This window comes from Mesorhizobium comanense (assembly GCF_005503535.1).
Classification (GTDB): Bacteria; Pseudomonadota; Alphaproteobacteria; order Rhizobiales; family Rhizobiaceae; genus Mesorhizobium; species Mesorhizobium comanense.
Window position 1 is genome coordinate 83448 of the sequence record NZ_SCNN01000013.1, and the last position, 24445, is coordinate 107892.

General features: G+C 64.9%; 25 protein-coding genes. 5 read left to right on the plus strand and 20 right to left on the minus strand.

Annotated elements, in window-relative coordinates; genetic code table 11:
- Positions 1–127 precede the first annotated feature (127 nt).
- Entirely contained in the window at positions 128–1009 is an 882-nt protein-coding gene (locus tag FFS37_RS21690) for a LysR family transcriptional regulator (protein ID WP_137933018.1), read from the plus strand.
- 18 nt (positions 1010–1027) lie between these two features.
- Here the strand turns inward: FFS37_RS21690 and FFS37_RS21695 are convergent, their stop codons facing one another.
- Positions 1028–1594 carry a hypothetical protein gene (locus tag FFS37_RS21695; RefSeq protein ID WP_137933139.1) on the minus strand — a complete coding sequence of 189 codons (567 nt, stop codon included), beginning with the start codon at positions 1592–1594 and terminating at the stop codon, positions 1028–1030.
- Positions 1595–1784: 190 nt separating this feature from the next.
- Here FFS37_RS21695 and FFS37_RS21700 point away from each other — a divergent pair, with 190 nt between their 5' ends.
- Together FFS37_RS21700 and FFS37_RS21705 are read left to right on the plus strand one after the other, a co-directional pair.
- Positions 1785–2228 carry a hypothetical protein gene (locus tag FFS37_RS21700; protein WP_137933019.1) on the plus strand — a complete coding sequence of 148 codons (444 nt, stop codon included), beginning with the start codon at positions 1785–1787 and terminating at the stop codon, positions 2226–2228.
- Positions 2225–4384 carry a phospholipase D-like domain-containing protein gene (locus FFS37_RS21705; RefSeq protein ID WP_137933020.1) on the plus strand — a complete coding sequence of 720 codons (2160 nt, stop codon included), beginning with the start codon at positions 2225–2227 and terminating at the stop codon, positions 4382–4384. The genes FFS37_RS21700 and FFS37_RS21705 overlap by 4 nt, the downstream gene beginning before the upstream one ends.
- Before the next feature lie 11 nt (positions 4385–4395).
- Here FFS37_RS21705 and FFS37_RS21710 read toward each other — a convergent pair whose 3' ends face one another.
- From FFS37_RS21710 to rsfS, 10 genes are all read right to left on the minus strand, one after another.
- A complete protein-coding gene (locus FFS37_RS21710) occupies positions 4396–5652 on the minus strand; it encodes a D-amino acid dehydrogenase (RefSeq protein WP_137933021.1) in 1257 nt (418 codons plus the stop codon).
- A gap of 110 nt (positions 5653–5762) precedes the next feature.
- Entirely contained in the window at positions 5763–6302 is a 540-nt protein-coding gene (locus FFS37_RS21715; RefSeq protein WP_137933022.1) for a nucleoside-diphosphate kinase, read from the minus strand.
- Positions 6303–6316: 14 nt separating this feature from the next.
- Complete coding sequence (gene rnk / locus FFS37_RS21720) at positions 6317–6736, minus strand: nucleoside diphosphate kinase regulator (protein WP_137933023.1); 420 nt, start codon at positions 6734–6736, stop codon at positions 6317–6319.
- A gap of 277 nt (positions 6737–7013) precedes the next feature.
- Entirely contained in the window at positions 7014–8150 is a 1137-nt protein-coding gene (alr, locus tag FFS37_RS21725; RefSeq protein WP_137933024.1) for an alanine racemase, read from the minus strand.
- Positions 8151–8232: 82 nt separating this feature from the next.
- On the minus strand, positions 8233–8748 hold the full coding sequence (locus tag FFS37_RS21730; RefSeq protein WP_137933025.1) for an RNA pyrophosphohydrolase: 516 nt from the start codon (positions 8746–8748) through the stop codon (positions 8233–8235).
- 68 nt (positions 8749–8816) lie between these two features.
- Entirely contained in the window at positions 8817–9992 is a 1176-nt protein-coding gene (locus tag FFS37_RS21735) for a divergent polysaccharide deacetylase family protein (protein WP_137933026.1), read from the minus strand.
- Between the two features lie 177 nt (positions 9993–10169).
- Positions 10170–11501: a S41 family peptidase gene (locus FFS37_RS21740; RefSeq protein ID WP_171026360.1), complete on the minus strand. Its 1332-nt coding sequence runs from the start codon at positions 11499–11501 to the stop codon at positions 10170–10172.
- A gap of 1 nt (position 11502) precedes the next feature.
- The gene (locus FFS37_RS21745) at positions 11503–12843 is read right to left on the minus strand and encodes a murein hydrolase activator EnvC family protein (protein ID WP_137933027.1); all 1341 of its coding nucleotides are present in this window, start codon (positions 12841–12843) and stop codon (positions 11503–11505) included.
- A gap of 127 nt (positions 12844–12970) precedes the next feature.
- A complete protein-coding gene (gene rlmH / locus FFS37_RS21750; protein ID WP_137933028.1) occupies positions 12971–13453 on the minus strand; it encodes a 23S rRNA (pseudouridine(1915)-N(3))-methyltransferase RlmH in 483 nt (160 codons plus the stop codon).
- A 71-nt stretch (positions 13454–13524) separates the two neighbouring features.
- Positions 13525–13902: a ribosome silencing factor gene (gene rsfS, locus FFS37_RS21755; RefSeq protein ID WP_135902362.1), complete on the minus strand. Its 378-nt coding sequence runs from the start codon at positions 13900–13902 to the stop codon at positions 13525–13527.
- A 240-nt stretch (positions 13903–14142) separates the two neighbouring features.
- Between rsfS and FFS37_RS21760 the strand changes: the two genes are divergently transcribed.
- Positions 14143–15003 (plus strand): mechanosensitive ion channel family protein, encoded by an 861-nt coding sequence (locus FFS37_RS21760; RefSeq protein WP_137933029.1) that lies wholly within the window; start codon positions 14143–14145, stop codon positions 15001–15003.
- Positions 15004–15023: 20 nt separating this feature from the next.
- Here the strand turns inward: FFS37_RS21760 and FFS37_RS21765 are convergent, their stop codons facing one another.
- The 6 genes from FFS37_RS21765 to obgE all read right to left on the minus strand — a co-directional run bounded on the left by FFS37_RS21765 (position 15024) and on the right by obgE (position 21398).
- The gene (locus tag FFS37_RS21765; RefSeq protein WP_137933030.1) at positions 15024–16316 is read right to left on the minus strand and encodes an MFS transporter; all 1293 of its coding nucleotides are present in this window, start codon (positions 16314–16316) and stop codon (positions 15024–15026) included.
- Between the two features lie 81 nt (positions 16317–16397).
- The gene (locus FFS37_RS21770; protein WP_137933031.1) at positions 16398–17168 is read right to left on the minus strand and encodes a glycosyltransferase family 32 protein; all 771 of its coding nucleotides are present in this window, start codon (positions 17166–17168) and stop codon (positions 16398–16400) included.
- Entirely contained in the window at positions 17165–17752 is a 588-nt protein-coding gene (locus FFS37_RS21775; protein ID WP_137933032.1) for a nicotinate-nucleotide adenylyltransferase, read from the minus strand. Before FFS37_RS21775 ends, FFS37_RS21770 begins: the two co-directional genes overlap by 4 nt.
- 163 nt (positions 17753–17915) lie before the next feature.
- Positions 17916–19202, minus strand: a complete 1287-nt coding sequence (locus FFS37_RS21780; RefSeq protein ID WP_137933033.1) for a glutamate-5-semialdehyde dehydrogenase — start codon at positions 19200–19202, stop codon at positions 17916–17918.
- 18 nt (positions 19203–19220) lie between these two features.
- Positions 19221–20363: a glutamate 5-kinase gene (proB, locus tag FFS37_RS21785; protein WP_137933034.1), complete on the minus strand. Its 1143-nt coding sequence runs from the start codon at positions 20361–20363 to the stop codon at positions 19221–19223.
- Between the two features lie 3 nt (positions 20364–20366).
- Positions 20367–21398: a GTPase ObgE gene (obgE, locus tag FFS37_RS21790; protein WP_137933035.1), complete on the minus strand. Its 1032-nt coding sequence runs from the start codon at positions 21396–21398 to the stop codon at positions 20367–20369.
- 133 nt (positions 21399–21531) lie between these two features.
- Between obgE and FFS37_RS21795 the strand changes: the two genes are divergently transcribed.
- Complete coding sequence (locus tag FFS37_RS21795; RefSeq protein ID WP_137933036.1) at positions 21532–22383, plus strand: endonuclease/exonuclease/phosphatase family protein; 852 nt, start codon at positions 21532–21534, stop codon at positions 22381–22383.
- Between the two features lie 188 nt (positions 22384–22571).
- Here the strand turns inward: FFS37_RS21795 and FFS37_RS21800 are convergent, their stop codons facing one another.
- The 3 genes from FFS37_RS21800 to FFS37_RS21810 form a co-directional block, all read right to left on the minus strand.
- The gene (locus FFS37_RS21800) at positions 22572–23159 is read right to left on the minus strand and encodes a GNAT family N-acetyltransferase (protein ID WP_171026361.1); all 588 of its coding nucleotides are present in this window, start codon (positions 23157–23159) and stop codon (positions 22572–22574) included.
- A 120-nt stretch (positions 23160–23279) separates the two neighbouring features.
- Positions 23280–23549 (minus strand): 50S ribosomal protein L27, encoded by a 270-nt coding sequence (gene rpmA, locus FFS37_RS21805; protein ID WP_137933038.1) that lies wholly within the window; start codon positions 23547–23549, stop codon positions 23280–23282.
- A gap of 98 nt (positions 23550–23647) precedes the next feature.
- A complete protein-coding gene (locus tag FFS37_RS21810; protein ID WP_137933039.1) occupies positions 23648–24319 on the minus strand; it encodes a 50S ribosomal protein L21 in 672 nt (223 codons plus the stop codon).
- Positions 24320–24445: the final 126 nt, after the last annotated feature.

Genomic DNA, 24445 nt, shown 5'->3' on the forward strand with positions numbered 1-24445 from the left:
CCTCAGGCGTTGGTGATTGGCGAAAGCAAACGTGGCACCCGATCTCCCCCCTTGCGGGGGAGATGGCCGGCAGGCCAGAGAGGGGTGGGCAGGAATTCGACGCTCGTCGATTGGCAGGACCACCCCGATGAACTGGGATGACGTCCGCATCTTCCTCGCCGTGGCGCGGGCCGGCCAGATCCTTGGCGCGGCGAAACGGCTGGAGCTCAACCATGCCACCGTTTCGCGCCGCATCGCCGCGCTCGAGGAGGCGCTGCGCACGAAACTCTTCCGCCGGCTGACCACCGGCAGCGAGCTGACGCCGGCCGGCGAGCGCTTCCTCGACATCGCCGAGCGCATGGAAGGCGACATGATCGCCGCGCGCTCGACGATATCGGGCGAAGGCGACGACGTCTCCGGAACCGTGCGCATCGGTGCGCCGGACGGCTTTGGCGTCGCCTTCCTGGCCAAGCGGCTCGGCGAGCTGACAGCCCTGCACCGCGAACTCACCATCCAGCTCGTACCGGTGCCGCGCTCCTTTTCCCTCTCGCGGCGCGAGGCCGACATCGCCATCACGGTCGAGCGGCCGACAGAAGGCCGGCTGGTGGCGGGAAAGCTGGTCGACTACACGCTCGGCCTGTTCGCCTCCCGCGCCTATGCCGACGCCAATGGTTTGCCCAGGACCGCCGCCGAACTCTCCCGGCATACGCTGATCGGCTACGTGCCGGACCTCATCGTCAGCCCTTCGCTCGACTATGCCGCCGAATTCAGCCCGGACTGGCGCACCAGCTTCGCCATCTCCTCGGCCCTCGGCCAGGCCGAGGCGGTGCGCTCTGGCGCCGGCATCGGCATCCTGCACACATTCGTCGCCCGTTCCATGCCGGAGCTTGTGCCGGTCGACATCGTTGCACCCATTCGCCGCGCCTACTGGCTGGTCTACCATGAATCGGTAAGGCCGCTGCGCAGGGTCCAGATCGTTGCCTCCTTCATCACCAAAGCGGTGGAGCGGGAACGTGGCCTGTTCAGTTGATCTAACAACCAGCGAGATTCAAGGCGCGTCAAGAATGAACGAATTCACCACACGCTCAGCCTTGTCCGCCATCGGCGCCCACATCTGCGCCACCTGCTCGAGGCTCGTGCCCATCACTGTGCAATTCACATAACCGTAGCGCGGGCCTCGGACCGAGAACGCAAATCTGGAATGACCGTAAAAAGTGGCACTCTCGGCCTGAACCGTGAAGTCCACGTCGGCCAAGCGAACAGGGTAGCCGTCGGGAAACCTTGCCAGCCTGTCATTGGTGAAATCGGCCGTGCTGAATGAAGAGCCTATCGTCTTTTTCCAATTGCTCATCGACCAGCCCTCCATGAATTTGCCCGTATCGGACGGCGAGCCCGGTGCCGATTTATCGTAAAGGGAAGCCGATACCATGCAGGTTAGATCAGCGGATTTTACGCTCAGCCGTATCTGCTCGTCGGAAGGCTGCTCGTTTATCCATCCGTCCGGAACAGTGAGTGAAAATCCGTTCTCGTGATCATGAAAGGTCTTGTCTTCGGCAGTGGCCCCGGAGGCGTAGAACAGAAATCCCAAAGCCATGGTCAGAAAGCAGAAACGCATCATAATTCTCGCGAAATGCTAAGGGAGACAATGCACGGGTTAAATGGAATTCGAACATATCACAATTGGGCGATACACATGGCCTTCCACTTGCCACAAAACCAGCCGGTGTGGCATCAGGCACGCGGTCGTCGGCGCGGGCACGATAGCCGGCGTGGGGAAGTCGTTCAGAAAGCTGGCGCGGAAAGACATGCGAGCCGTTCTTGCCATTCTGCCGCTGTTTTTGCTCTCCGGCTGTGCCAATCCATGGACGAAAGTGCCGGAGGCTGATCTGCCCAAGCCAATCCGCTATGCCATGGCGCGCCCCTCGCCTTTCGTCATCGGCAATTATTGCGGGCCGGGCACCCGCACCGGCGACCTGTCGGCCCGGCCGGTCGACCGTCTCGACGCGGTCTGCCAGGTCCATGACGCCTGCTATATCGCACAGCATGACCATTGCGACTGCGACGGCGCCCTCGTCGCCTCGGCAAGAACGATCCGCGACGACAGGACTGCGCCCCGCGGGATGCGGAGCGAGGCGGAGCTGCTCATCGCCACCTTCGCCATACCGGTCTGCAGGATCTTCCCGCATGGCTTCATGCCGCCGCGCGATCCCGCGCAGTTGAGTGCCATGAAGGCCGGGGTTGCGGGATGACGGGCCGCACGGCGATCCAGAGCGCTCTGGTCTGGCTGGCTCTTGCGGCCCTCGCCGGCTGTGCCGGCGCAGGCCGGGATGCCTGCGACCTCCTGCCGGGGCAGGAAGCCTGCGGGCGGCCTTCGCTCTCCGCCACGACACCGGGGCCCGGGACCGCGACGGCCCAGTTCTTCGGCGATACGGACACCGGCGACTATGAAAAGCGCTTCCTGGCGCTGCTCGCCGACAGCCAGATCGGCGCCATGGATCGCGCCAACGGCACGGGCCCGTTCGGACGCAATCGCAGGGATGTCCAGAACGCTGATTTCCAGGCGACCTATTCGACGCTGCAGCGGCTTGCCGGCGCGCTTGCCACGCCGCATCTGCCGCCGGCGGCCGGCCCCGGCGGCGACGGCCATTTCGCCGGGCGCTGGCGGGTGTCGCGGCAGACACTCTATATCGACGCGGCAGCCAGGCCCCAGGCCGACAAGACGTTCGAATTTTCCGGCCTGCAGGCACGCAGCGTGGAGATCGTCGTACGCCAGGCGGGCAAACAGCCGGCCGAGATCGAGGGCAGTTGCGACGGCGCGCTGGCGATCCGCGCCGCCGGCGCCTCGCGCACGATCGCCGCCGGTACGGCATTCCGCTTCCGCCTGTCGGGCGAGGACGACACGGTCAGCCTGTTCCCGGCCGACGGCCTGACCCGCTGCACAGCGCTGATCCGTTCCAGTCTTGCTCCGAAAGGCGCCGCGCTCACCATTCTGCGCGAGGAGACCACCGATCCTGCCATCGCCTCCTTCGACAGCCGCTACCAGCGTTGCCCCGTTCCCACCGGAGGTGGCCTCGACCCGCTCGAACGCGTCTTCTATGCCAGCCGCTGGCTGTCGCAGACCTGCGCCATGCCGATCGGGCAGCCCAGGCTGCTGCGCAAATCCCGCGACGGCTTCAACGCCAAGGTCGAAGCGCTGCTGGGCGCTCCGCTGTCCGACGCGGCAATCGACAAGGGCGATCCGGAATTGCCGCTCGATTTCTCCAGGGCGCCGAGGCTGAAGCTGATCTATCTGTCCTCGCTCGAATTCAAGGCGGATTTTTCCGGCCGCATCATCGAGCGGTTGATCCGCCATCATGCGGCGCTTGGCACCAAGGTGCGCATCATGGTCACCGATGTGTTGGAGCGCGAGAAGGACGATGCCATGCTGCACCGGCTGGCGGCCGAATTCCCCAATGTCGAATTGCAGGAATATCGCTGGCGGGCCGACCATGGCGCGCCCATCGACGAACAGATCTCGCAACTGCACAAGGTCCTGCACATCAAGATGCTGGCGACGCTGGCGCAGGACCCGGCGCGCTCGCGCGCCATCATCGGCGGCCGCAACATTCATGACGGCTTCCTGTTTCACCAGCCGATCGACCTGTCGCGCTATCCCGACCTGCAGCAATACGGCAAGACCGACGGCTTTTCGCTGAACTACTATTCGAACTGGAGCGATTTCGACATCGAGTTCGCCGACAGGACGACCGTTGAGACGCTTGCCGCGCACCTGTCGACCGTATGGCTGCGCGACGCCGACACCAACCTGTCGCGCCCCTTCTCCATCCCGGTTCGCGCCGCTGGCCACCCCCGGGGCAATGCCCGGCATTTCATCTCGGTGCCCTACGAAGACGGCCACGCGCTGGAGACTTACTTCATCGAACTGGTCGATGCCGCCCGGCATCATATCCAGATCGTCAACCCGTACCTCAATCTGACGCCCAGCCTAGCCCGCGCCTTCGACCGGGCGCTCGCCCGAGGCGTCAGGATCGACATTGTCGGCCGCATCGATCTCAAGGGCGATATTGGCGGCAAGTTCCTCACCGCGCTCAACAAGCTGTTCGTCGAGAAATATGGCGACCGCATCGACATCCGCGAATTCAAGGCGCCCGATGTGGTCCTGCACTCCAAGATCATGATGATCGACGAAAGGCTCGTCGCCATCTCCTCGGTCAACCTCAACAACCGCAGCTTCTTCCACGATTCCGAGAACGGCATGACGGTGCTCGATCCGGCCTTCTACACCAGGATGAAGCCGATCTACGACGACTATCTCGCCCATTCGAACCCCGTCGCCACCAATGTGACGATCCCGTGGGCGTACAGGTTGCTGTTCGACGAGGTCTGGGTCCGGGAAGCCTTCTGACGCCGGGCCCGCTATTTCAGATAGCGCTCCTGCGCCAGGGCACGCGCATCGATATCCGGCACCCGGTTCGAGATGATGTCGGCCAGCACCTTGGCCGAGCCGCAGGCCATGGTCCAGCCGAGCGTGCCGTGGCCCGTATTGAGATAGAGATTGGAAAGCTCGGTGCGGCCGATCAGCGGCGGCCCGTCCGGTGTCATCGGCCGCAGCCCGCACCAGAACGTCGCTTCGCGCATGGCGCCTGAGCCTGGAAAGAGATCGCCGACCGAATGTTCCAGCGTGCGCCGCCGCGATTCGTGCAGCCGAAGGTCGAAGCCGGAAATCTCGGCCGTCCCGCCGACGCGGATGCGGTCCCCCAGCCGGGTGATCGCCACCTTGTAGGTTTCGTCCATGACCGTCGAGACCGGAGCCAGCGCCGCATCCTTGATCGGAACGGTGATCGAATAGCCCTTCACCGGATAGACGGGGATCGGGCGCTTCATCTTGCGCATGAAGCCCGCCGAATAGCTGCCCAGCGCCATGACATAGGCGTCGGCGGTCCTCCAGCCCTTGCTGGTGCTGAGATTGGCGACGCGGTTGCGGCTGCGCAGGATGCGGTAGATCGTCATGTCGTATTCGAACTTCACGCCGCGCGCGATGCACAGTTCGGTCAGCCTGTCGGTGAACATCTTGCAGTCGCCGGTCTCGTCATGCGGCAGTCTCAGGCCGCCGACGAATTTCTCGCGCACGCCGGCCAGCGCCGGCTCCGCCGCGATGCAGCCGTCCTGGTCGAGAATTTCGTAGGGCACGCCATATTTCTTCAGCACCTCGACATCGCCAGACGTGCCGTCGAGCTGCTTTTGCGTGCGAAACAGCTGCAGCGTGCCTTGGGTGCGCTCGTCGTAGCTGATGCCGGTCGCCTCGCGCAGCGCCTTCAGCGTGTCACGGCTGTATTCAGCCAGCGGCACCATGCGCGACTTGTTGAGCGCATAGCGCTCGGCCGTGCAGTTGCGCAGCATCTTGACCAGCCAGGTCCACATATGCGGGTCGAAAGCCGGCCGCACCACCAGCGGGCCATGCTTCATCAGGAGCCATTTGATCGCCTTCAGCGGAATGCCGGGCCCGGCCCAGGGCGAGGCATAGCCGGGCGAAATCTCGCCCGCATTGGCGAAGCTGGTTTCCAGCGCCGGACCCTTCTGGCGGTCGACCACCGTCACCTCGTGGCCGGCCTCGGCGAGATAATAGGCCGTGGTCACCCCGATGACGCCACTGCCCAGCACCATGATCTTCATTGTTCAACTCCTTGCATCGGTCATGAGACCGATGGCCGCGCCTTGCGATTTGCGCATGATCCCGGACGAAAATCGATCCCCATCCCCGGGCTCATGCGCTGTGGACTGTTTCACGCCGCGGAGGGGCCGGGGTCGTCATTGTCTGTCTGCCGCATTCCACCGGTTCCGCCAAGAGGCCGGACGCAGGTTGCGGCGCTGTAGACAAGTTTCAGGCCTGGACGCCGCTCGCCCGCCAGCGCCCGCTCGCTCGCGGCACGCCGCGCGGCCTCGGGCTGGTAGAGCACCGTCTTGACGCTGATCCACTCGCGCCTGCCGCCGGCGTGTTCGAGCGACACCGTCTGCCCCTGCGCCATGCCGAGCATGCAGAGCCCCCGCCGCGTCGCCACCGACAGGCTGGAGCCGACCGGCCCACGCATCTCGTTCTGCACCAGCGTGCGGGTCTCGGCCATACCGGCATCGATTGTGAAGACCACCCTGCTGTTCAATGTCACGATATCGGGCTCTATCCTGTCGGCCGGCACGACTTCGGCGCTGGCGAGCTTTTGCTCCATCATCGGGACCATCGGATCCGCGAAGGCCCGTCGGCGCTCCAGCAGAACTTCCAGCACGGCGAAATCCTTCCTCGTGAGGCGGCAAACGGTTCTTGTCATCACGGCCTCCATGATCAGCTTTGGCCGCTTGCTGGCATGTCGACCGCCTCGACGGTCACCGACAATTGCCGGCCGCCGCGACCGCTCCAGCACACCGTTTGACCGACGCCGGCACCGATGAGCGCGGTTCCCATCGGCGTCAGCACCGAAATCCGGCTTTCGGCAATGTCGGCTTCGCCGGGATAGACCAGCGTGACGCACTGGACATCCCCACCCTCGCCGCGGACCGTCACTGTCGACCCCATCCGCACCACGCCGGCCGGCATCGCCGCCGCGTCGGTGACGATGGCCCGGTCCATTTCGAAAAGCAGTTCCTCCGCGGTCTCGGGCGCCCGGTCGAGCAGGCTCCTGGCAAGGACCGTCAGTCTGTCGTGGTCGGTGTCGGTGATCAAAATCTGGCTGCTGGAGCGCAGTCCCGTCGCTTGATGGTGCATGACAAAACCTCTTGGATCGGCGCATCGCACGGATGCACGCTTGTCGCCGCGCTGGCCGCGGCTTGCTGAAAGCCCGCGGCCCCGAACGGCGTTGCAATTTGATGGCGATGATGGATGTAACAGATGCCCCGGTACGGACGGACGCCTGGATGGCGGCCGCGCCGGGGCTACGATCCCGCGATCGGGCAGACCTTGAACAAGGTTCTGATATGGGCGAGGTTGCTCATGCACCAAGCCTTGCCGACAGGCACCGGCTTGTCAAGCGCGGCCAAACCGCTCAGCCGCCGACATAGCGCCGGTGGAAGCGGGAGCCGAGACTGGCCAGGACTTCATAACCGATGGTGCCGGCGTGGCCCGCGGCATCGTCGACGCTCTGGGACGGCCCGAGAAGCTCGACCAGATCGCCCTCCGCCAACCGCCCGGCGGGCAAGGCGGATATGTCGAGGATTATCGAATCCATCGACACGCGTCCAAGGAAAGGCAGCCGGACATCCGCGAACCACGCCGCTGAGACGGAACGGCGCAGCCAGCCATCCGCATAGCCGAACGAGATCGTTGCCAGGCTGAGCGGACCTTGCGCGTGATAGCTGTGGCCATAGCCGATGCCCGCGCCCTTTTCGACCTTGCGCGTCTGCGCCACCTTCGCCTGCAGGTGCACGACGGGCAGCATGGGATTGGGCTCGCCCGGCGTCGGGTTGATGCCGTAGAGCGCGGCGCCCGGGCGCGCGAGATCATAGTGGTAAGGCGACCCCAGAAAGATGCCGGAGGAGTTGGCCAGCGAAGCCGGCGCCTCGGGCAGCATGGCGCGCAGCCTTTCGAAGGCCAGCCGCTGCTGTCCGTTGGCCGGATGACGGGGCTCGTCGGCGCAGGCCAGATGGCTCATCACATATCTGACGTCGACGCCATCGAACGCGCTGGCATCGCCGGCCACCGCCTCGACTTCCATCGGCGCCATGCCCAGCCGCGACATGCCGCTATCGACCTGGATGGCGGCCGGCAGCCCGTGCGCGAAGCCCTGAGCCATCGCTCGCCAGGCTTTCAACTGCGCACCGCTGTTGACGACAGGGCAGAGTCGGGCGGCCACGGCTTCCAGCTCGGAGCCCGGCGGCAGGCCGTTCAGCACATAGATGTCGGGTCCCGCTCCGATGGCCTTGCGCAGGGCTATGCCTTCCCCCAGCAATGCGACGAAGAAGATATCGCATCCTTCCTTCATCAGCGCCGAGGCTACCTGTGCCGCGCCGAGGCCGTAACCGTCGGCCTTGAGCACGCCGGCGCAGCGTGCACCACCGAGTTGTTTCCGTAACCGGCGGTAGTTTTCGCGTATGGCGCCAAGATCGATCGTGAGGACAGCGCCGGCCGCCGCTTCGCTTATGGCGGCATCATCGGACGGGAACCTTGCAGGGGCGTCGTTCATGGCGACCCTCCTTGTGATGGATGGACATCAATAGGACCGCTGGCACCGCACGGCAACTGCGGCGGTGCTCATGGGTCGTCGTTTATGGCGCCAGATGGCGGAACGCCGCCACGACATCTTCATAGACCTTGCGCTTGAAGGGAACGATCAGGTCGGGAAGGTCGCGCATGGGCCGCCACGACCATTCGTCGAACTCGGCCGTGTGGCCGCCCGGCGGCGGATCGATCTGGATTTCGCTGGCGTCGCCATGGTAGCGGAAGGCGAACCATTTCTGCGTCTGGCCGCGATACTTGCCCTTCAGCGCGACGCCGATGAGGTCGTCCGGCAGGTCATAGTTGATCCAGTCGGGCGCTTCCGCGAGCAGCGAGACGCTGCGCATGCCGGTTTCCTCATAAAGCTCGCGCTCCGCCGCCTGCAAGGGCTCCTCGCCCTTGTCGATGCCGCCCTGGGGCATCTGCCAGAGCTGCGTCGCGCCGCTGAATTCGCTATCGGGTTCGACGATGCGATGCCCCACCCAGACCAGGCCTTCGCCATTGAGGATCATCAGCCCGACGCAGGGACGGTAGGGCAATGTTTCGCGATCGATTTTCTTGGCCATGTGTCGGATTTCCAGCCGTCCGCAGAATTCGCCCCGACGGGTGCCCGCCGGAGTGGTTCAGACGGCTGTTAGCCTTTTTGCGGGTCGATGGCCACCGCTGAAATCGGCACGATCTCGATGCCACGCTTCTTCGCCTCGGCCACCCATGACGTGACCGTGTCGACCGTCAGGTCGAAGGCCGAGCCGATGCCGACGGCGGTGCCCTTGGCCCGCGCGGTCGCCTCCAGGCTGTCGAGCTTCTTCAGGATGGCGCCGCGATCCTGCACGGCGTCGATCGCCATGTCGCCGGCCACGAATGGCACTCCGTCCTTCAGCGCAAGGTCAGGCGCCAGGCTGCGCGCCGAGGAACCGTCGTCGATATAGGCAAGCCCGCGCTTGCCGAGTTCGGCCATGAAAGGTCCCATCGCCCCGCCGTCCGCGGAAAAGCGCGCGCCCATATAGTTCATGACACCGGTATAGTTCGTCGTGCGCGACAGTGCCCAGTGCAGGTTCTTGAGGTTGTCTTCCGCGCTTGCCGCCACCGTCAGCGTGTTGCGCCCGGGATTGACGGTGGGATAGTCGAACGGTTCGAGCGGCACCTGCATGACGATCTCGTGGCCACCCTGCCGTGCGGCCGTCATCCAGCGCCCGATGCTGTTGCCTTGCGGGGCGAAGGCCAGCGTCACCTCCGGCGGCAGTTTGGCGATTGCCGCCTGGGTGCCCGTCTGGGACACCGCAAGTCCGCCGATGACGATCGCGACACGGGCGCCGCGCGAGCCGGACCACGGACGCGCATAGACATCGAATGGCCGCCTTCCATCGGCGGCGCGCATCGGCAAAGGTCCGGTCTCGCTGGTCTCGATCAGCGCCTTGTCAGGGAGATGCGCGATCTTCAGATTCTGGCCGACGGACGACGGATCGCGAATGACGATCGGAGCGTTGGTCCCACCATCGGCTTGCGGCTGGATGTGGATGATCTGCGGTCCGCCCGTCTTGGCCGGCGTCTCCACCTTCGGCGCGGCCGGCGCCAGGGCGGGTGGCGTGGCAGTGGGCTCGGCCGCCGCTGTTACCTTCGGCGTCGAGACGGCGACCTCCTGCGGCTTTCGGAACGGCTTGTCCCTGAGCGCGATCGCGGCCGAGACACCGACCACCGCCAGAACGACAACGGTCGCCACGACCGCACCCCTGCTGACCTTGGCGCTGGAGCGCGGCGCCCGGACAGCCTGTCCAAGCGGGCGTTCGATGTCCTTGCCGATCTCAGCCAAGCCCAATCCCCGGTGCGCAATACCTCGAAAGCCGACCCCTTCGAGAAGACAGGCACGTTTCTGCCGAACCCCGTGTCGGCTCTTGGGAGCCACGCTCAGCCCCCGAATCAAACTGCCGGAACCTTTCGGTCCCGGCAGCATCGCATTGCTTCAGTCCAGCGGCCAGACCGGCCGCCTTTACTGGTTGAGCACGGCCTTTTCCGGGTTCGGCGGGAAGGACGGATCGGTCTTCTCGCCGCGCAGCAGCTGTTCGGCGAAGATGAGCTGCAGATCGTCCTTCGGATCCGGCGGCACATAGGCGGCCGAGCCAGAGCCGGTCGAGCTCTCGTCGGCGCCCTTGATGTGGCCCTTGAGGTCGGATTCGCCGCGCGTCAGGTCGCGGCCCTGCAATTCCGGCGGCAGCGGCTGGTCGACCTTGATGTCGGGCGTGATGCCCTTGCCTTGGATCGACTTGCCGGACGGCGTGTAATAGAGCGCCGTCGTCAGCCTCAGCGCGCCATTCTCGCCGAGCGGGATGATGGTCTGCACCGAGCCCTTGCCGAAGGACTGCGTACCGACCACGGTGACGCGGCGCAGGTCCTGCAGAGCGCCGGCGACGATCTCGGACGCGCTGGCCGAGCCGCCATTGACGAGTACGATCATCGGCTTGCCGTTGATGTCGTCGACCTGCTTCGGCTTGGCGTCGAAGCGGGTGACGTCCTTCGGATCGCGGCCGCGGGTCGAGACGATCTCGCCGCGCTTCAGGAACGCATCCGACACGCTCACCGCCTGGTCCAGCAAGCCGCCAGGATTGAGGCGCAGGTCGAGCACATAGCCCTTCAGCTTGTCGTCCGGCACCTGTTTCTTGATGGTGTCGATCGCGTTCTCGAGATCGTCATAGGTCTTTTCGGTGAAGGAGGTGATCTTCATGTAGCCGATGTCGTTCTCGACCCGGAACTTGACCGCCTTGACCTTGATGATGTCGCGCACCACCGTCAGCTCGATCGGCTTGTCGGCGCCCTGGCGCAGGATGGTGAGCTTGATCGGCGTGTTGACCAGGCCGCGCATCTTGTCGACCGCGTCGTTGAGCGTCAGGCCGCGAACCTCCTCGCCGTCGATCTTGGCGATATAGTCGCCCGCCAGCACGCCGGCCTTGGCGGCCGGGGTGTCGTCGATCGGCGTGATCACCTTGACCAGGTCGTTCTCCATCGTGACCTCGATGCCGAGGCCGCCGAATTCGCCCTTGGTCTGGACGCGCATGTCCTGCGCCTGTTCGGCGTTCATGTAGGAAGAGTGCGGGTCAAGCGAGGACAGCATGCCGTTGATGGCGTTCTCGACCAGCGACTTGTCGTCGGGCGGGGTCACGTACTGCGCCCTTACCCGCTCGAAGATGTCGCCGAAGATCGCCAGTTGCTTGTAGGTCTCCGACCCCGCAGCGTTTGCCGCCGAGCCGGGCGCGCCATAGACAAGGCTCATGGCGGACGCGCCCATCAGCGCACCGGCAAACAGAAGCGACAGTTTCCGCATCATTTCACGTCCTTCCAGAAAAACGGTCCGCCCACCATGGGGCCGGATCGACGGGTTTTCCATCCTTGCGGAACTCGACATACAGTTCCGGCGTGGCATTTCCATTCTTCGAAACCGAGGTGCTTGCCACCCGGGCCTCTCCCATCGCGCCGATCGGTTCTCCTGCGAGCACCGATTGACCAGTCGCGACGCTGATTCTGCTCATCCCCGCCAGAACGACATGATAACCGTCGCCGGCATTGAGGATCAAGAGTTGACCATAGGAGCGAAACGGCCCCGCATAAAGCACATTCCCATCCGCCGGCGCGGTGACGATGGCTCCCGATTGTGTCGCAACCATGTCGCCTTGCATCAACGCGCCGTTACCGTCATCGGCCCCGAACCGGCGCTTGATTCGGCCCGTGACCGGCAGCGCGATCTGTCCCTGAAGCGCCGAAAATGGCGCAGCGGCGGTCAGCCGATTGCCTTCGGGAACCGGCAGCGACGCCGTCTGGTCGTCGCCGGCCTGAGCGCCGCCGGCCTGGCCGGCATTGGCTGCCTTCGCGGCGTCCGCGGCCTTGCGGGTCTTGTCGGCTTGCGCCTGCAGCGAATCGATCAGATCCTTCAGGCTGCTGGCCTTGGCCGCCAGTTGCTCGGAGCGCTGCTGTTCGGCCACCATTTCGGCCTGCGTGTCGGCCTCGAGCTTCTGCTTGGCCTCCAGCAGCATGCCGAGCCGCTTCTTTTCCGCGACCTGGTCGCCGACAGCCGCCGTCAGCCGTGCCCGCTCGGCCTCGATCGAGGCCGTGACCCGGGTTTGCTCCTTGAGGTCGGCGAGCAGGCTGTCGGTCTGCTGGCGCAGTTCCGGCACCACGGCGCCGAGCAGGATGGCGCTGCGCACCGACGACAGCGCATCCTCCGGCTTGACCAGAATGGCCGGCGGCGGGTTGAGCCCCATGCGTTGCAGGGCGCCGAGCACTTCGGCCAGCACGTCGCGCCGTGCCGCGAGCGAGGCGCGGATTTTCTGCTGCTGGTCCTTCAGCCCCTCGAGCTTGCCGCCGATGTCCTCGATGTCCTGGCCAAGCTTCTGCTCGGTCATGGCGGACTGGATCAGGGCGGCCGTGATCGAGGCGTGGTCCTTCTTGACCGCGGCGATGTCAGCCGCGAGCTTCGCCAGCCTTTCCGATGACAGCGTTATTTCCTTGGATACCTGTTCGTATTCGGCCCGGCTCTGGTCCGGATCAGGAGCCATGTCGAGCGTGTTCTCGGCCCGCGCCGCGTGGAATGACAAAAGCAACGCCGCCACGGCCATGCCGCAGCGTGCGCGCCAGGGGCCTGAGCCCTTCGTCGATTTCCAGCCTTCAGACATTCGCCATCTACACTATCGGCGGCTTCGTTAACGAACCATCAACCATGTTTGAAAAGGTCTGCCCCTCTGATGCGATGTTGCCCGGCATTGAGGCGGAAATCCGGGCGTACCGCCTCAAAGTCCACCGCTAAGAGCGATGATAGGGATGCCCCGAGAGGATCGTGGCCACACGGTAAAGCTGTTCTCCCAGCATCACCCGCACCAGTTGATGCGGCCAGGTCAGGGCGCCGAACGACAGGATAAGGTCGGCCTGATCGCGCAGCGACGGATCGTGGCCATCCGCGCCGCCTATGGCGAGCACCAGCGTCTTGCGGCCGCCATCGCGCAACTGTCCGATGCGATTGGCCAGATCCTGCGAGGAGAGGCTTTTGCCGCGCTCATCGAGCAGGATCAGAGCGGTGCCCGGCGACAATTGCGCCTGCAGTCGCGACGCTTCGTCCCGCTGGCGCTCGGCAGCGCTCTGGGCGCGGCCTTCGGCGATCTCGGTCACGCCCGCGAATTCGAGCCCGACCGCTGGCCCGCTCTTGGCGAAGCGCTCGAAATAACGGTCGGCCAACTCCCGTTCGGGGCCGGTTTTCATTCGGCCCACGGCATGGACTGCAATTTTCATCCCGCCTCTATAAGCCGCTAATGCCTGTCACCCAAAGCCGAAATGCTTTTCCGGGCAACGGCAGGGGCCGCTTAATGAAGGGTCTCTTCCTCGAGATCCGGCGCCTGCCACATCTTTTCGAGATTGTAGAATTCGCGGACCTCGGGACGGAAGACATGGACGATGATGTCGCCCGAATCGATCAGGACCCAGTCGGCGCCGGACAGGCCCTCGACGCGCGCCGTGCCGAGGCCGGCATCCTTGAGCGCCTTGAGCAAGTGGTCGGCGACAGCCGAGACATGACGGTGCGATCGGCCCGATGCGACCACCATGTAGTCGCCAAGGCTCGATTTTCCCTGGATGTCGATTGAGACGATGTTTTCGGCCTTGGAGTCTTCCAGACTGGCAAGGACTGTCTTGATGGCGCGGGACACGGCGTCGTTTACGCTGATCCCGGCCGGCGAAGGCATGATGTCGGCCTTCTTCCGCAGTGCTGTTCTCAGTGTATTTCCTTTCGCAGCAAGAACAACCAAATCACCCCCAAAAGCAGGTGACGCCACTTAGATAGGCAGAGTTCCCTGACAGTTTCAAGACGCAGCCCGGCGCTCGTGAACTCGGCGGCCGGTCGAATGTTCCAGGTCGGGCGAAAAAAGATCGGAACCCAGGCCTGGTGCGGCGGTTATCGACTGACTGCCAAACAGGACCCAGCCATGCCGATAGAACCGCAAACCGCCCTCCTCAGCGTGCAGACCGCGATCGCGCAACTGAGCACGCTGATCGTCTCCTACTCCTTCTCGGCCATAGGCGCGGTGATCCTGCTCGTCGTCGGCTATGTCGTCGCCGGCCTGCTGGAGCGCTCCATCTTCGCGGGCCTCGGCCATATCCACGGCTTCGACGCGACGCTGCGCCATTTCTTTTCGAAGATCGTGCGCTATGCCGTGCTGATTCTCGTCGTCATCATGGTGCTTGGCCAGTTCGGCGTGCAGACGGCATCGATCATCGCCGCGATCGGCGCCATTGGCCTGGCTATCGGGCTGGCCCTGCAAGGCACGCTGCAGAACATCGCCGCCGGCATCATGCTCCTCGCCTTGCGGCCATTCCGCATCGGCGAATCCGTCGAGGTCGGGTCCGTCGCCGGCTCGATCGAGGAGATCGGCCTTTTCGCCACGAAACTGAGGACCGCCGATGGCGTCTACATACTGGCGCCCAATTCGACGCTGTGGAACCAGCCGGTACGCAACTTCTCGCGCAACGGCGTCCGGCGCGGCGACATCACGCTCAGCATCGGCTCCTGGAACGACATCGACCGCGCCCAGAAGACGCTGCTCGCCATTGCCGCCGCTGAGCGGCGTATCCGGCGCGAACCGGCGCCGATCGCCTTTGTCGCGACATTGGGCGAGAGCACCGTCTCCATCACCTTGCGCTACTGGACATCCTCGGCGGACTTCTTCGCCACCCAGGCCGACCTCACCAAGCGCGCCAAGCAGGAATTCGACCAGGAAGGCATATCGATTCCCCTGCCGGCGCCAGAAATACCGGTCCAGGAAGCACGCCGTCAGAAGAGCAACTGAGCGGTTCAGCGTTTCACCGTCTAGCCGCCCCGGTGCCGGTCCTCGTCCTCCGGAGCAAAGGCGAGTTCGACCGGCAAGGGCGCTTGAGCCGACATTGGCGCGAAACTGCCGGTCTCGGTGGCAGGCACCGGCCGCACCGCCATCACGCGCCACAACACGAACAGGCAGAATGCCGCGGCAATGACGATGCCGACATAGATGAAGGTCTCGGTGCCGAAGAAGGCGGAGAGCGCGGTAACGATGCCCGGCACCACGAAGCCGGCCAGCGACCAGGCAAACAGCATGGAGCTCGAAAGCGCCAGCAACTCATCCTTCTTGGCGCGGTCCGCCGCATGCGCGCTCGACAGCGCATAGATCGATTCCGCCGCCCCGTCCCAGATCAGGTAGATCACCACCAGCGTCATCAGCGCGCCGCCGTCGAAGGCGATCGCAAGCACGCTGGCGACGACCGCGAGCGCCGCGGCACTGGCAAGCACGTAGCGCCGGTCGGTGCGGTCCGAAAGCCAGCCGAGCGGTATCTGCAGGATAAGCGTGCCGACGGGCATGGCCGACAGCAAAAGCGCCACGTCCGCCTGGGTATAGCCCTTGGCGGTGGCGTGGATCGGCGCGAAACCGGAAATGATCATCGACAGGCCGCCGACGGCCAGCATCCCCGCGACCCCGACCGGCGAGATACGCCAGGCCTGGCGCAGCGCGACCGAAGCCGCCTGCGGCGGAGGCGGCTGGGCAAGCCGCGTCATCCCCACCGGCAGGATGGACAAGGCAGTGAAGGCGATGCCGATCAGCGACGCGGCTGATGTGCGGATGTCGACAAACGCGAGCGTCGCGTAGCCCACGCCGAGGCCAGCAATATAGGCGACGTAGAACACCGCCATGACCCGGCCGCGTATCGCATTTGGCAAGGCGTCGTTGAGCCAGCTCTGCGCGACAATGAACAGGCCGCAGATGGCAAAGCCATAAAGAGCACGCGCCGCAATCCAAAGAAGAGGGATCGGGCCGGCGCCGATGGCGACATTGGACAGCGCGATCAGCGCCGACAGCACCATGAAGGCGCGGGCGTGGCCGACCCTGCGCACCAGCGGCCCGGTCAGGATGCAGCCGGCCAGGCCGCCCGCCGAAAGTCCGGTGACGATGAGCCCGGCCCAGATCGGATCGAAGCCTTCGACGCCGAGCCGGACAGGGATATAGGCAAACATCAACCCGTTGCCGATCGCAATCAGCGCCATCGACACGATGACGCTGGCAATGGCGATCAACGGCGCGGGCTGGCTGTCATGCCGTGGCTCTGTCCTGGTGCGGTTCTTCTCCAGCATTTTCGCAGCATCGCCGATCGCGGCCGCGAAGGCCGCCGCAAAAGCGACATCGCCTCTGTCTCTTTGATCTAGAGTCGGCGGTCACATCGCCAGGATCTCACCCAGGGGCGATGTCGGCGGCACGTCCGCGAACGAGAGTTTGCGAAGCGATCCGCGCCACAGATGGATCGCCAGCGTGTCCGGCCTGATCAGGTCGGCGAGGCTGAGAGTGGGATCGAGCAGCGTGCCTTGTCCCTCGATGTTGGAATAGAACACGTCCTGCGCCGAAGCCTGGTCAAGCAGGCCATGCTTGCGTACCAGATAGGTCAACAGAGGGGGTCCGAGCGAGGCGTGCGGCAGGTTCTCGAACCCCTTGAGCCGGCCGAACGCCCGCTGCGCGCCGAAGCGCAGGCGCTTGCTCCATGAATACCATTCGGGGAAGCGATCCGGATGATCCACCATCTCGGCCAGATCGTGCAGGATCGGGGAATCCACGGGCAGGCTCAGCACCGCATTGTTGATGCGGGTCTCGCTCTCCCAGCCGAACATGTAAGGACGGCGCGGCAGGGGCCGTACGCAATACATGTCGCAGTCGACATAGATCTCCGCCCCGGTGGTGAGCAGCTTGTATCGGAAGATGTTGCCGAACAGCGAATAGCTGCCGTTGCGGTGCACGATGACGCGCTCGCGCGGCAGGATCTTGGTCGCCTCCGCCAGTTCCACGCCGGGCGGCGCGTCGCCGGGATCGTCATAGGCATGCAGCACGGTGCGGTGGCCATGGCGGACGAAGGATTTGAGGCATCCGACCTGCATCGGCCCAAGCGGCCCGCCGATCCAGAAAGCATGAACGGCCGGCAGGTCGGGATCGATCATGGCTTGGCCATCCGGCGGATCGCGCTCGACGACAGCGACGAGCGCGGACCGTGGATGAAGGTCCAGGCAGGCGCCTTCATGCGGGCGAGCAGCGGCGCGTCGCCCTCGTCGACGCGCGCATAGTCGAAGGTCTTGGCGACGACGGACGACAGGAAGGAGAGCGTCGCTCCCGGCCGGTCGATCACCGCGATCGGAAAGGTCATGACGATCTCGCGCCAGCGCTGCCAGCGATGGAAGTCGCGCAAACTGTCGGCGCCCATGATCCAGACGAAATCGACACCGGGATTGCGCGCCTTGACCAGCGCCAGCGTGTCGGCGGTATAGCGCACATGATGCGCGGCCTCGAAGGCCGTCACCTTGATCTTCGGGTTCCTGGCGATCTTTTCGGAGAGTTCGATACGCTCGGCCAGCGGCGCCAGTTCCCTGGTGCTCTTCAGCGGATTGCCCGGCGTCACAATCCACCAAAGCTGGTCGAGCGCCAGCCTTCTCAGCGCGATCTCGGCAACCAGCGCATGGCCGGCATGCGGCGGGTTGAAGGAGCCGCCGAACAGCCCGACGGCCAGACCTTTGGCGGCGTACGGCATTTTCAGGTAGGCGGAGGGAGCGGCGTCCTTACCCTCCCCCTTGTGGGGAGGGTCGATCCGCGAAGCGGAGCGGGGTGGGGGTATCGTGGAATTCAGCGTCGTCCCCCCACCCGGCTCGCTGCGCTCGCCACCCTCCCCACCAGGGGGAGGGTAATCCCAGCGCTCAAGGCCTCACCTGCCCCGACCCGCGCACGCGGTATTTGAACGAGGTCAACTGCTCGACCCCGACCGGGCCGCGCGCGTGCATCTTGCCGGTGGCGATGCCGATCTCGGCGCCCATGCCGAATTCGCCGCCATCGGCGAACTGCGTCGAGGCGTTGTGCAGCAGGATCGCAGAATCGATCTCGTTGAAGAACCGTTCCACCGCTTGCGCGTCCTCGGCGACGATCGCCTCGGTGTGATGCGAGGAAAAGGTCTCGATATGCTCGATCGCGCCGCTGATGCCGTCGACCAGCTTCACCGCGATGATGGCGTCGAGATACTCCGTCACCCAATCGGCATCGGTCGCCGGCCTGGCGTCGAAGAACAGCTTCAGCACGTCTTGATCGGCATGGATCTCGCAACCGGCCGCGCGCAGGGCATCGAGGATCGGCACCAGATGCGTCGGCGCCACCGAGCGGTCGACCAGCAATGTCTCGGCCGCGCCGCAGACGCCGGTGCGACGCATCTTGGCGTTGACGGCGATCTTCACTGCCATGTCGAGATCGGCGGAGCGGTCGATGTAGAGGTGGCAGATGCCCTCGAGATGGGCAAACACTGGCACCCGCGCCTCGCTCTGCACCCGCCCGACCAGGCTTTTGCCGCCGCGCGGGATGATGACGTCGACATTGCCGCCAAGCCCCTTGAGCATTTCGCCGACCGCGGCGCGGTCGGTGGTCGGCACCAGCTGGATCGCATCTTCCGGCAGGCCGGCGGCGTTCAGGCCATCGACCAGGCAGGCATGGATCGCCGAGGACGAATTGAGCGAATCCGAACCGCCACGCAGGATCACCGGATTGCCGGCCTTGAGGCAGAGCGCGCCGGCATCGGCCGTCACGTTCGGCCGGCTTTCGTAGATGACGCCTACGACGCCGAGCGGCGTGCGCACGCGCTCGATGTGGAGGCCGTTCGGGCGGTCCCATGCGGCAATGACGTCGCCGACCGGATCGCGCAAATCAGCGATCTCGCGAATGCCGTCGGCCATGGCGCGGATGCGCGCCGGATTGAGCTTCAGCCGGTCCATGAAGGAAGCGGAAAGCCCTGCCTCCGCACCGTTGGCGACATCGATGGCGTTGGCCTGGAGAATGTCCTGCTCGCGGGCGATGATCGCATCCGCCATGGCGACGAGCGCGGCGTTCTTGGCGGCGGTGGTGGCGATGGCCAACGGTCGGGCGGCGGCGCGTGCGCGACGGCCGATATCGGCCATCGTCGCCACGGTGTCGTCCCGGGATTTTTCATGCAGCGTCAGCATGGCTCATCCTCCACCGGCCTATTCGTCACCGGCCGATAATTGTTCACCCGAACGGCTCACCACCAGGTCGTCGCGATGGATCATCGCAGAACGCGCCTCGTAGCCGAGAACGGTTTCGATCTCGGCGGTCTTCAGGCCTGCGATCCTTACGGCATCGGCGGCATCGTAGGCAACCAGCCCGCGCGCGATCTCGCGGCCCTCGGGCGACAGGATCGCCACCGTGTCGCCGCGCGAGAAGTTGCCGCTGACCAGCTTGACGCCGGCTGGCAGCAGCGACTTGCCCGAGGTGAGCGCGCCCACGGCGCCGGCATCCACGGTAAGCCGGCCTGCCGGTTCGAGCTGGCCGGCGATCCAGGTCTTGTAGCCTTTCACCGGATTGGCGCTCGGCCTGAAGAAGGTCGCGCGTTCGCCGCGCTCGATCGCCATCAGCGGCGACAGCCGCGTTCCCGATGTGATGATCATGGCGGTGCCCGCCGCATTGGCGATCTTGCCGGCGTCGAGCTTGGTGCGCATGCCGCCGCGCGACAGTTCGGAAGCGGCCGCGCCCGCCATGGCCTCGATATCGGGCGTGATGCGGTCGACCACGGGGATGAATTTTGCTTCCGGATCCTTGGCCGGCGGCGCCGTGTAAAGTCCATCGATGTCGGAGAGCAGCACCAGAAGATCAGCGCCCATCATCGTCGCCACCCGCGCGGCCAGCCGGTCATTGTCGCCATAGCGGATTTCGGAGGTGGCGACCGTGTCGTTCTCGTTGATGACCGGCACCGCCTTCATCTTGAGCAGCGTCGAGATCGTGGCGCGCGCGTTGAGATAGCGGCGGCGCTCCTCGGTGTCGCCGAGCGTCAAGAGGATCTGGCCCGACTTCAGCGCGCCTTTGCCAAGCGCATCCGACCAGGCGCCAGCCAGCGCGATCTGGCCGACGGCCGCCGCCGCCTGGCTCTCCTCGAGCTTGAGGGCGCGCTTGCCAAGTCCCAGAATGGTGCGTCCGAGCGCGATGGCGCCGGACGACACGACGAGGATTTCTGCCCCGCCCTGGGCGAGGACGGCGATGTCGTCGGCAAGCGAGGCAAGCCAATCGCGCTTCAGGCCGCTGGCGCGGTCGACGAGCAGCGCCGAGCCGATCTTGACGGTGATGCGCCGGTATTTCTTCAGCGACTGCATGGTCTACTTTTCCCAGCGCGTCTCGACCGGCGTCGCGATCTTGTCGCGCGCTTCCGCGACCACTGCCATCAGCGCGCGCAGCACCGCCTCGACACCTTCGCCGGTAACGGCGGACAGAAGGATCGGCGCGCGGCCGGCTGCGCGCTTCAGCGATGCGACCTTCTTCTTGCGCGTTTCGGCGTCGAGCGTATCGACCTGCGAAAGCGCGACGATCTCGACCTTGTCGGTGAGGCCATTGCCATAAGCCTCGAGCTCGGCGCGCACTGTCTTGTAGGCCTTGCCCGGATTTTCCTCCTGTGCCGAAACCAGATGCAGCAGCACGCGCGTGCGCTCGACATGGCCAAGGAAGCGGTCGCCGATGCCGACGCCCTCATGCGCGCCTTCGATCAGGCCCGGAATGTCGGCGATGACGAATTCGCGCGCGTCGATGCGGGCGACGCCGAGGCCCGGATGCAGCGTCGTGAACGGATAGTCGGCGATCTTGGGCTTGGCCGCGGTGACGGCGGCCAGGAAGGTCGACTTGCCGGCGTTGGGCAGCCCGACCAGCCCGGCATCGGCGATCAGTTTCAGCCGGAGCCAGATGGTGAGTTCCTCGCCCGGCAGGCCCGGGTTGGCGCGGCGCGGCGCCTGGTTGGTCGAGGTCTTGAAATGCTGGTTGCCGAAGCCGCCATTGCCGCCCTTGGCGAGCAGGAAGCGCTGGCCGACCACGGTCAGGTCGCAGATCAGCGTCTCGTTGTCCTCCTCGAACACCTGCGTTCCGGCCGGCACTTTCAGCGTGACGTCGGCGCCCTTGGCGCCGGTCATGTTGCGGCCCATGCCATGGACGCCGGTCTTGGCCTTGAAATGCTGCTGGTAGCGATAGTCGATCAGCGTGTTCAGCCCGTCGACCGCCTCCAGCCAGACATCGCCGCCACGGCCGCCATCGCCGCCATCCGGCCCGCCGAACTCGATGAACTTCTCGCGTCGGAACGACACCGAACCGGCGCCACCGTCGCCGGAGCGGACATAGACCTTGGCTTGATCAAGAAATTTCATGGGATTGCAGTTTCTTTTATTGGCCTTGCGGCATTGCTCTGGACGTCAGGCCTTGCTCTAAACCAAGGCGCGGCGAAGGGCGAGACCGTTTTGTGACAATGGCCGCGAGGGGAGCGGCCGGAGAGACCTCGGAATGAAACTTGTAACCTACAACATCCAGTACGGCATCGGTCTTGACGAACGCTACGACCTCGGACGCATTGCCGAGGCCGTGCGCGGCGCCGACGTCATCGCGCTGCAGGAGGTTACCCGCAACAACCCCAGGAACGGCGGCCGCGACATGGTGGCCGAGATCGGCGAGGCGCTGCCCGATTATTTCGCCGTCTACGGCAGCAATTTCGAGGCCAATCTGGGCTCGCGCATCGAGAAGGGCCGCGCCATCACCACCACGTTCCAGCTCGGCAATATGATGCTGTCGAAAACACCCATTCATCTGTCGCGCAACCTGCTCCTGCCGCGCAGCCGCAGCTTCGAGATGATGAACTTCCAGCGCGGCGCGCTGGAAGCGCTGATCGAGACGCCGCTTGGTTTCATCCGCTTCTATTCCATCCACCTCGATCACCGCAGCCCGGTCGAGCGCGCCAGCCAGATCCAGTTCCTGCGCCAGCGCCTGTTGAACTACGCGCTCGAAGGCGGCGCGCTGTCGGGCGTCGCCGAGATCGGCCTGCCCGAAATGCCGCATCCCGAGGCCTTTGTCGCCATGGGCGATTTCAACATGCTGGCCGGCTCGCCCGAATATGTCGAACTCGCCGGCCGGCCCGACCATGAATTCGGCATGCCGCTGACCGCCGATTTCGCCGTCGATGCCGCCTTGCGCCTCAACGTCGCCGGCGACGACCTGATCACCTTCGGCGACCCCAAGCGCCAGAAACGCATCGACTATGTCTTCACCAGCGCCTCGCTTGCCCGGTCTCTGAAGCGCTTGTGGGTCGACCGCCAGGCGGCCGGTTCGGATCACTTCCCGGTGTGGGCCGAGCTGGGCTGAACCTTTGCTTCGGCCAGGCGCCGAGGTGTGCCGAGATTCAGGTCAGGCCGAGCCGAAAACGTGGGTTTCCGAGAACCGGAGCGGAGCGGACATAAAGTCCGTGAGCTCAGTTCTACTGCGGCGCAGTAGAACGGGGATCCGCAGGAAACCTGCGTTTGCAGGCCGGCCTCACCTGAATATCGACACGCCTAGAAGTGGACCCAGTTGCGCAGGCTGATCCACGTCTTCCTGTCGAGCCGGTAGCGCTCGACCGGCACCTGGCCGGCGACGATCGAGTTCAGCATGCCCTGGCCGGCATACTGGAAGCCGCATTTGTGGATCACCCGGCGCGAGGCCGGATTGATGACCCTGGTCGAGGCATGCAGCACCTGGATCGACGTCTTCTGGAAAGCGAGATCGACCAGCGCGTGCGCCGCTTCCGTCGCGTAGCCGCGCTTCCAGTGCGGCTCGCCGATCCAGTATCCGAGCTCCAGCCCGCGATCGGTGGTGTTGAGGCCAGCACAGCCGACGAAGGTCTCGGTGCCGGCCAGCGTCAGCGCATAGGCGATGCCGGCGCGGCGCGACTTGGTCATGGCCAGGAAGGCGCGCGCCTCGGCCTCGCCATAGGGGTGCGGCATGCGCGCCAGCATTTCGGCGACGTGACGGTTGTCGGCGAGCTCGACCAGTTGTGCGATGTCCCGTTCATGCGGCGGCCGCATCACCAGACGCTCGGTGACCAGCACCGGGCAATCTATCGCGTAACTTTCGTCTTCTGTGTCTTCCGCTTCGGCAACCATTTGAAAGTCCTCCAGGCACAAGAAAAAAGGGAGATGGAAACCCATCTCCCCTGATCCTTTTCCTGGCTTTGCCAGACACCGGTTCCCGAGATGGGTGCCGGTGTTCTAGTGCGGAACCGGCTACTCCGCGGCTTTGGCAATCGGGTTGACCGATACGTAGGTTCGGCCATTGGCTTTTTTGTTGAACATCACGGCGCCGGCTTCGAGCGCGAAAAGGGTATGGTCCGTGCCCATGCCGACATTGACGCCGGGATGCCAGGTGGTGCCGCGTTGACGAATGATGATGTTGCCCGGGATGACGGCTTCGCCGCCGAACTTCTTCACGCCCAGACGCTTGGAATGCGAGTCGCGACCGTTGCGCGACGAGCCGCCAGCTTTCTTGTGTGCCATCTAACTAACTCCGTTGCGCCGCGAGGCGCCTAAAAGGCCTTATGAACGCGTTCGCGTTCCGTTTCAAGTCCGATCCGGCGACCCAGCCGCCAGAAAAATTACTTCTTGGCCAATTCCTTGGCCTGTTCGCGCCAGTCCTTGATCTGGTCGGCGCTGAAGGGCATGTGCTCGTCGATCTTGGCGACATCCTTGTCCGACAGCTTGGCCAGCTGGGCGAAGGTGATGATGCCCTGCTCGGCCAGGTCCTTGGCGGCGACCGGGCCGATGCCCTTGATCACGGTCAGGTCGTCCGGCTCGCCCTTGGGCGCCTTGAACAGCGGCGCGGCTGCCGTCTCGGCCGTCACTTCCGCCTTGGGGGCGGCTTCCTTCTTGGCCTTGGCTTCCTTCGGCGCGGCGTCGGCGGCAACCTCGGCCTTGGCTTCCGCCTTCACGGCGGCCTTCTTGGCCGGCTTGGCGCCACCCAGCAGGATCTCGGAGATCCGCACGGTGGTCAGAAGCTGGCGATGGCCGATCTTGCGGCGCGAATTCTGGCGGCGGCGCTTCTTGAAAGCGATGACCGTACGGTTCTTGCCCTGCTCGACGACTTCGGCGGTGACCAGAGCGCCATCGACGAACGGCGCGCCGAACGTGACATTCTCGCCCTCGCCATGCGCGAGCACATGGCCGATCTCGACGATATCGCCGACATTGGCTTCGACTTTTTCGATCTTCAGGAGATCGTTGGCGGCAACGCGATACTGCTTGCCGCCCGTTTTAATGACTGCGAACATTTTTTGCCTTTCGCTGTTCGGTCGGCCTTGATGAACCGCGTCTGGCGGTTCGGCCGTCTTTTTGTCAGTCTGCGGGTTCAAAAAACAAGCGGCGCGGAGAACCCTCCACGCCGATTGCGCGCTGTC

Coding starts and splice junctions, on each gene's coding strand:
- FFS37_RS21690 (WP_137933018.1), top strand. CDS start 128: ATGAACTGGGATGACGTCCGCATCTTCCTCGCCGTGGCGCGGGCCGGC.
- FFS37_RS21695 (WP_137933139.1), bottom strand. CDS start 1,594: ATGCGTTTCTGCTTTCTGACCATGGCTTTGGGATTTCTGTTCTACGCC.
- FFS37_RS21700 (WP_137933019.1), top strand. CDS start 1,785: ATGCGAGCCGTTCTTGCCATTCTGCCGCTGTTTTTGCTCTCCGGCTGT.
- FFS37_RS21705 (WP_137933020.1), top strand. CDS start 2,225: ATGACGGGCCGCACGGCGATCCAGAGCGCTCTGGTCTGGCTGGCTCTT.
- FFS37_RS21710 (WP_137933021.1), bottom strand. CDS start 5,652: ATGAAGATCATGGTGCTGGGCAGTGGCGTCATCGGGGTGACCACGGCC.
- FFS37_RS21715 (WP_137933022.1), bottom strand. CDS start 6,302: ATGACAAGAACCGTTTGCCGCCTCACGAGGAAGGATTTCGCCGTGCTG.
- rnk (WP_137933023.1), bottom strand. CDS start 6,736: ATGCACCATCAAGCGACGGGACTGCGCTCCAGCAGCCAGATTTTGATC.
- alr (WP_137933024.1), bottom strand. CDS start 8,150: ATGAACGACGCCCCTGCAAGGTTCCCGTCCGATGATGCCGCCATAAGC.
- FFS37_RS21730 (WP_137933025.1), bottom strand. CDS start 8,748: ATGGCCAAGAAAATCGATCGCGAAACATTGCCCTACCGTCCCTGCGTC.
- FFS37_RS21740 (WP_171026360.1), bottom strand. CDS start 11,501: ATGATGCGGAAACTGTCGCTTCTGTTTGCCGGTGCGCTGATGGGCGCG.
- FFS37_RS21745 (WP_137933027.1), bottom strand. CDS start 12,843: ATGTCTGAAGGCTGGAAATCGACGAAGGGCTCAGGCCCCTGGCGCGCA.
- rlmH (WP_137933028.1), bottom strand. CDS start 13,453: ATGAAAATTGCAGTCCATGCCGTGGGCCGAATGAAAACCGGCCCCGAA.
- rsfS (WP_135902362.1), bottom strand. CDS start 13,902: ATGCCTTCGCCGGCCGGGATCAGCGTAAACGACGCCGTGTCCCGCGCC.
- FFS37_RS21760 (WP_137933029.1), top strand. CDS start 14,143: ATGCCGATAGAACCGCAAACCGCCCTCCTCAGCGTGCAGACCGCGATC.
- FFS37_RS21765 (WP_137933030.1), bottom strand. CDS start 16,316: ATGCTGGAGAAGAACCGCACCAGGACAGAGCCACGGCATGACAGCCAG.
- FFS37_RS21770 (WP_137933031.1), bottom strand. CDS start 17,168: ATGATCGATCCCGACCTGCCGGCCGTTCATGCTTTCTGGATCGGCGGG.
- FFS37_RS21775 (WP_137933032.1), bottom strand. CDS start 17,752: ATGCCGTACGCCGCCAAAGGTCTGGCCGTCGGGCTGTTCGGCGGCTCC.
- FFS37_RS21780 (WP_137933033.1), bottom strand. CDS start 19,202: ATGCTGACGCTGCATGAAAAATCCCGGGACGACACCGTGGCGACGATG.
- proB (WP_137933034.1), bottom strand. CDS start 20,363: ATGCAGTCGCTGAAGAAATACCGGCGCATCACCGTCAAGATCGGCTCG.
- obgE (WP_137933035.1), bottom strand. CDS start 21,398: ATGAAATTTCTTGATCAAGCCAAGGTCTATGTCCGCTCCGGCGACGGT.
- FFS37_RS21795 (WP_137933036.1), top strand. CDS start 21,532: ATGAAACTTGTAACCTACAACATCCAGTACGGCATCGGTCTTGACGAA.
- FFS37_RS21800 (WP_171026361.1), bottom strand. CDS start 23,159: ATGGTTGCCGAAGCGGAAGACACAGAAGACGAAAGTTACGCGATAGAT.
- rpmA (WP_137933038.1), bottom strand. CDS start 23,549: ATGGCACACAAGAAAGCTGGCGGCTCGTCGCGCAACGGTCGCGACTCG.
- FFS37_RS21810 (WP_137933039.1), bottom strand. CDS start 24,319: ATGTTCGCAGTCATTAAAACGGGCGGCAAGCAGTATCGCGTTGCCGCC.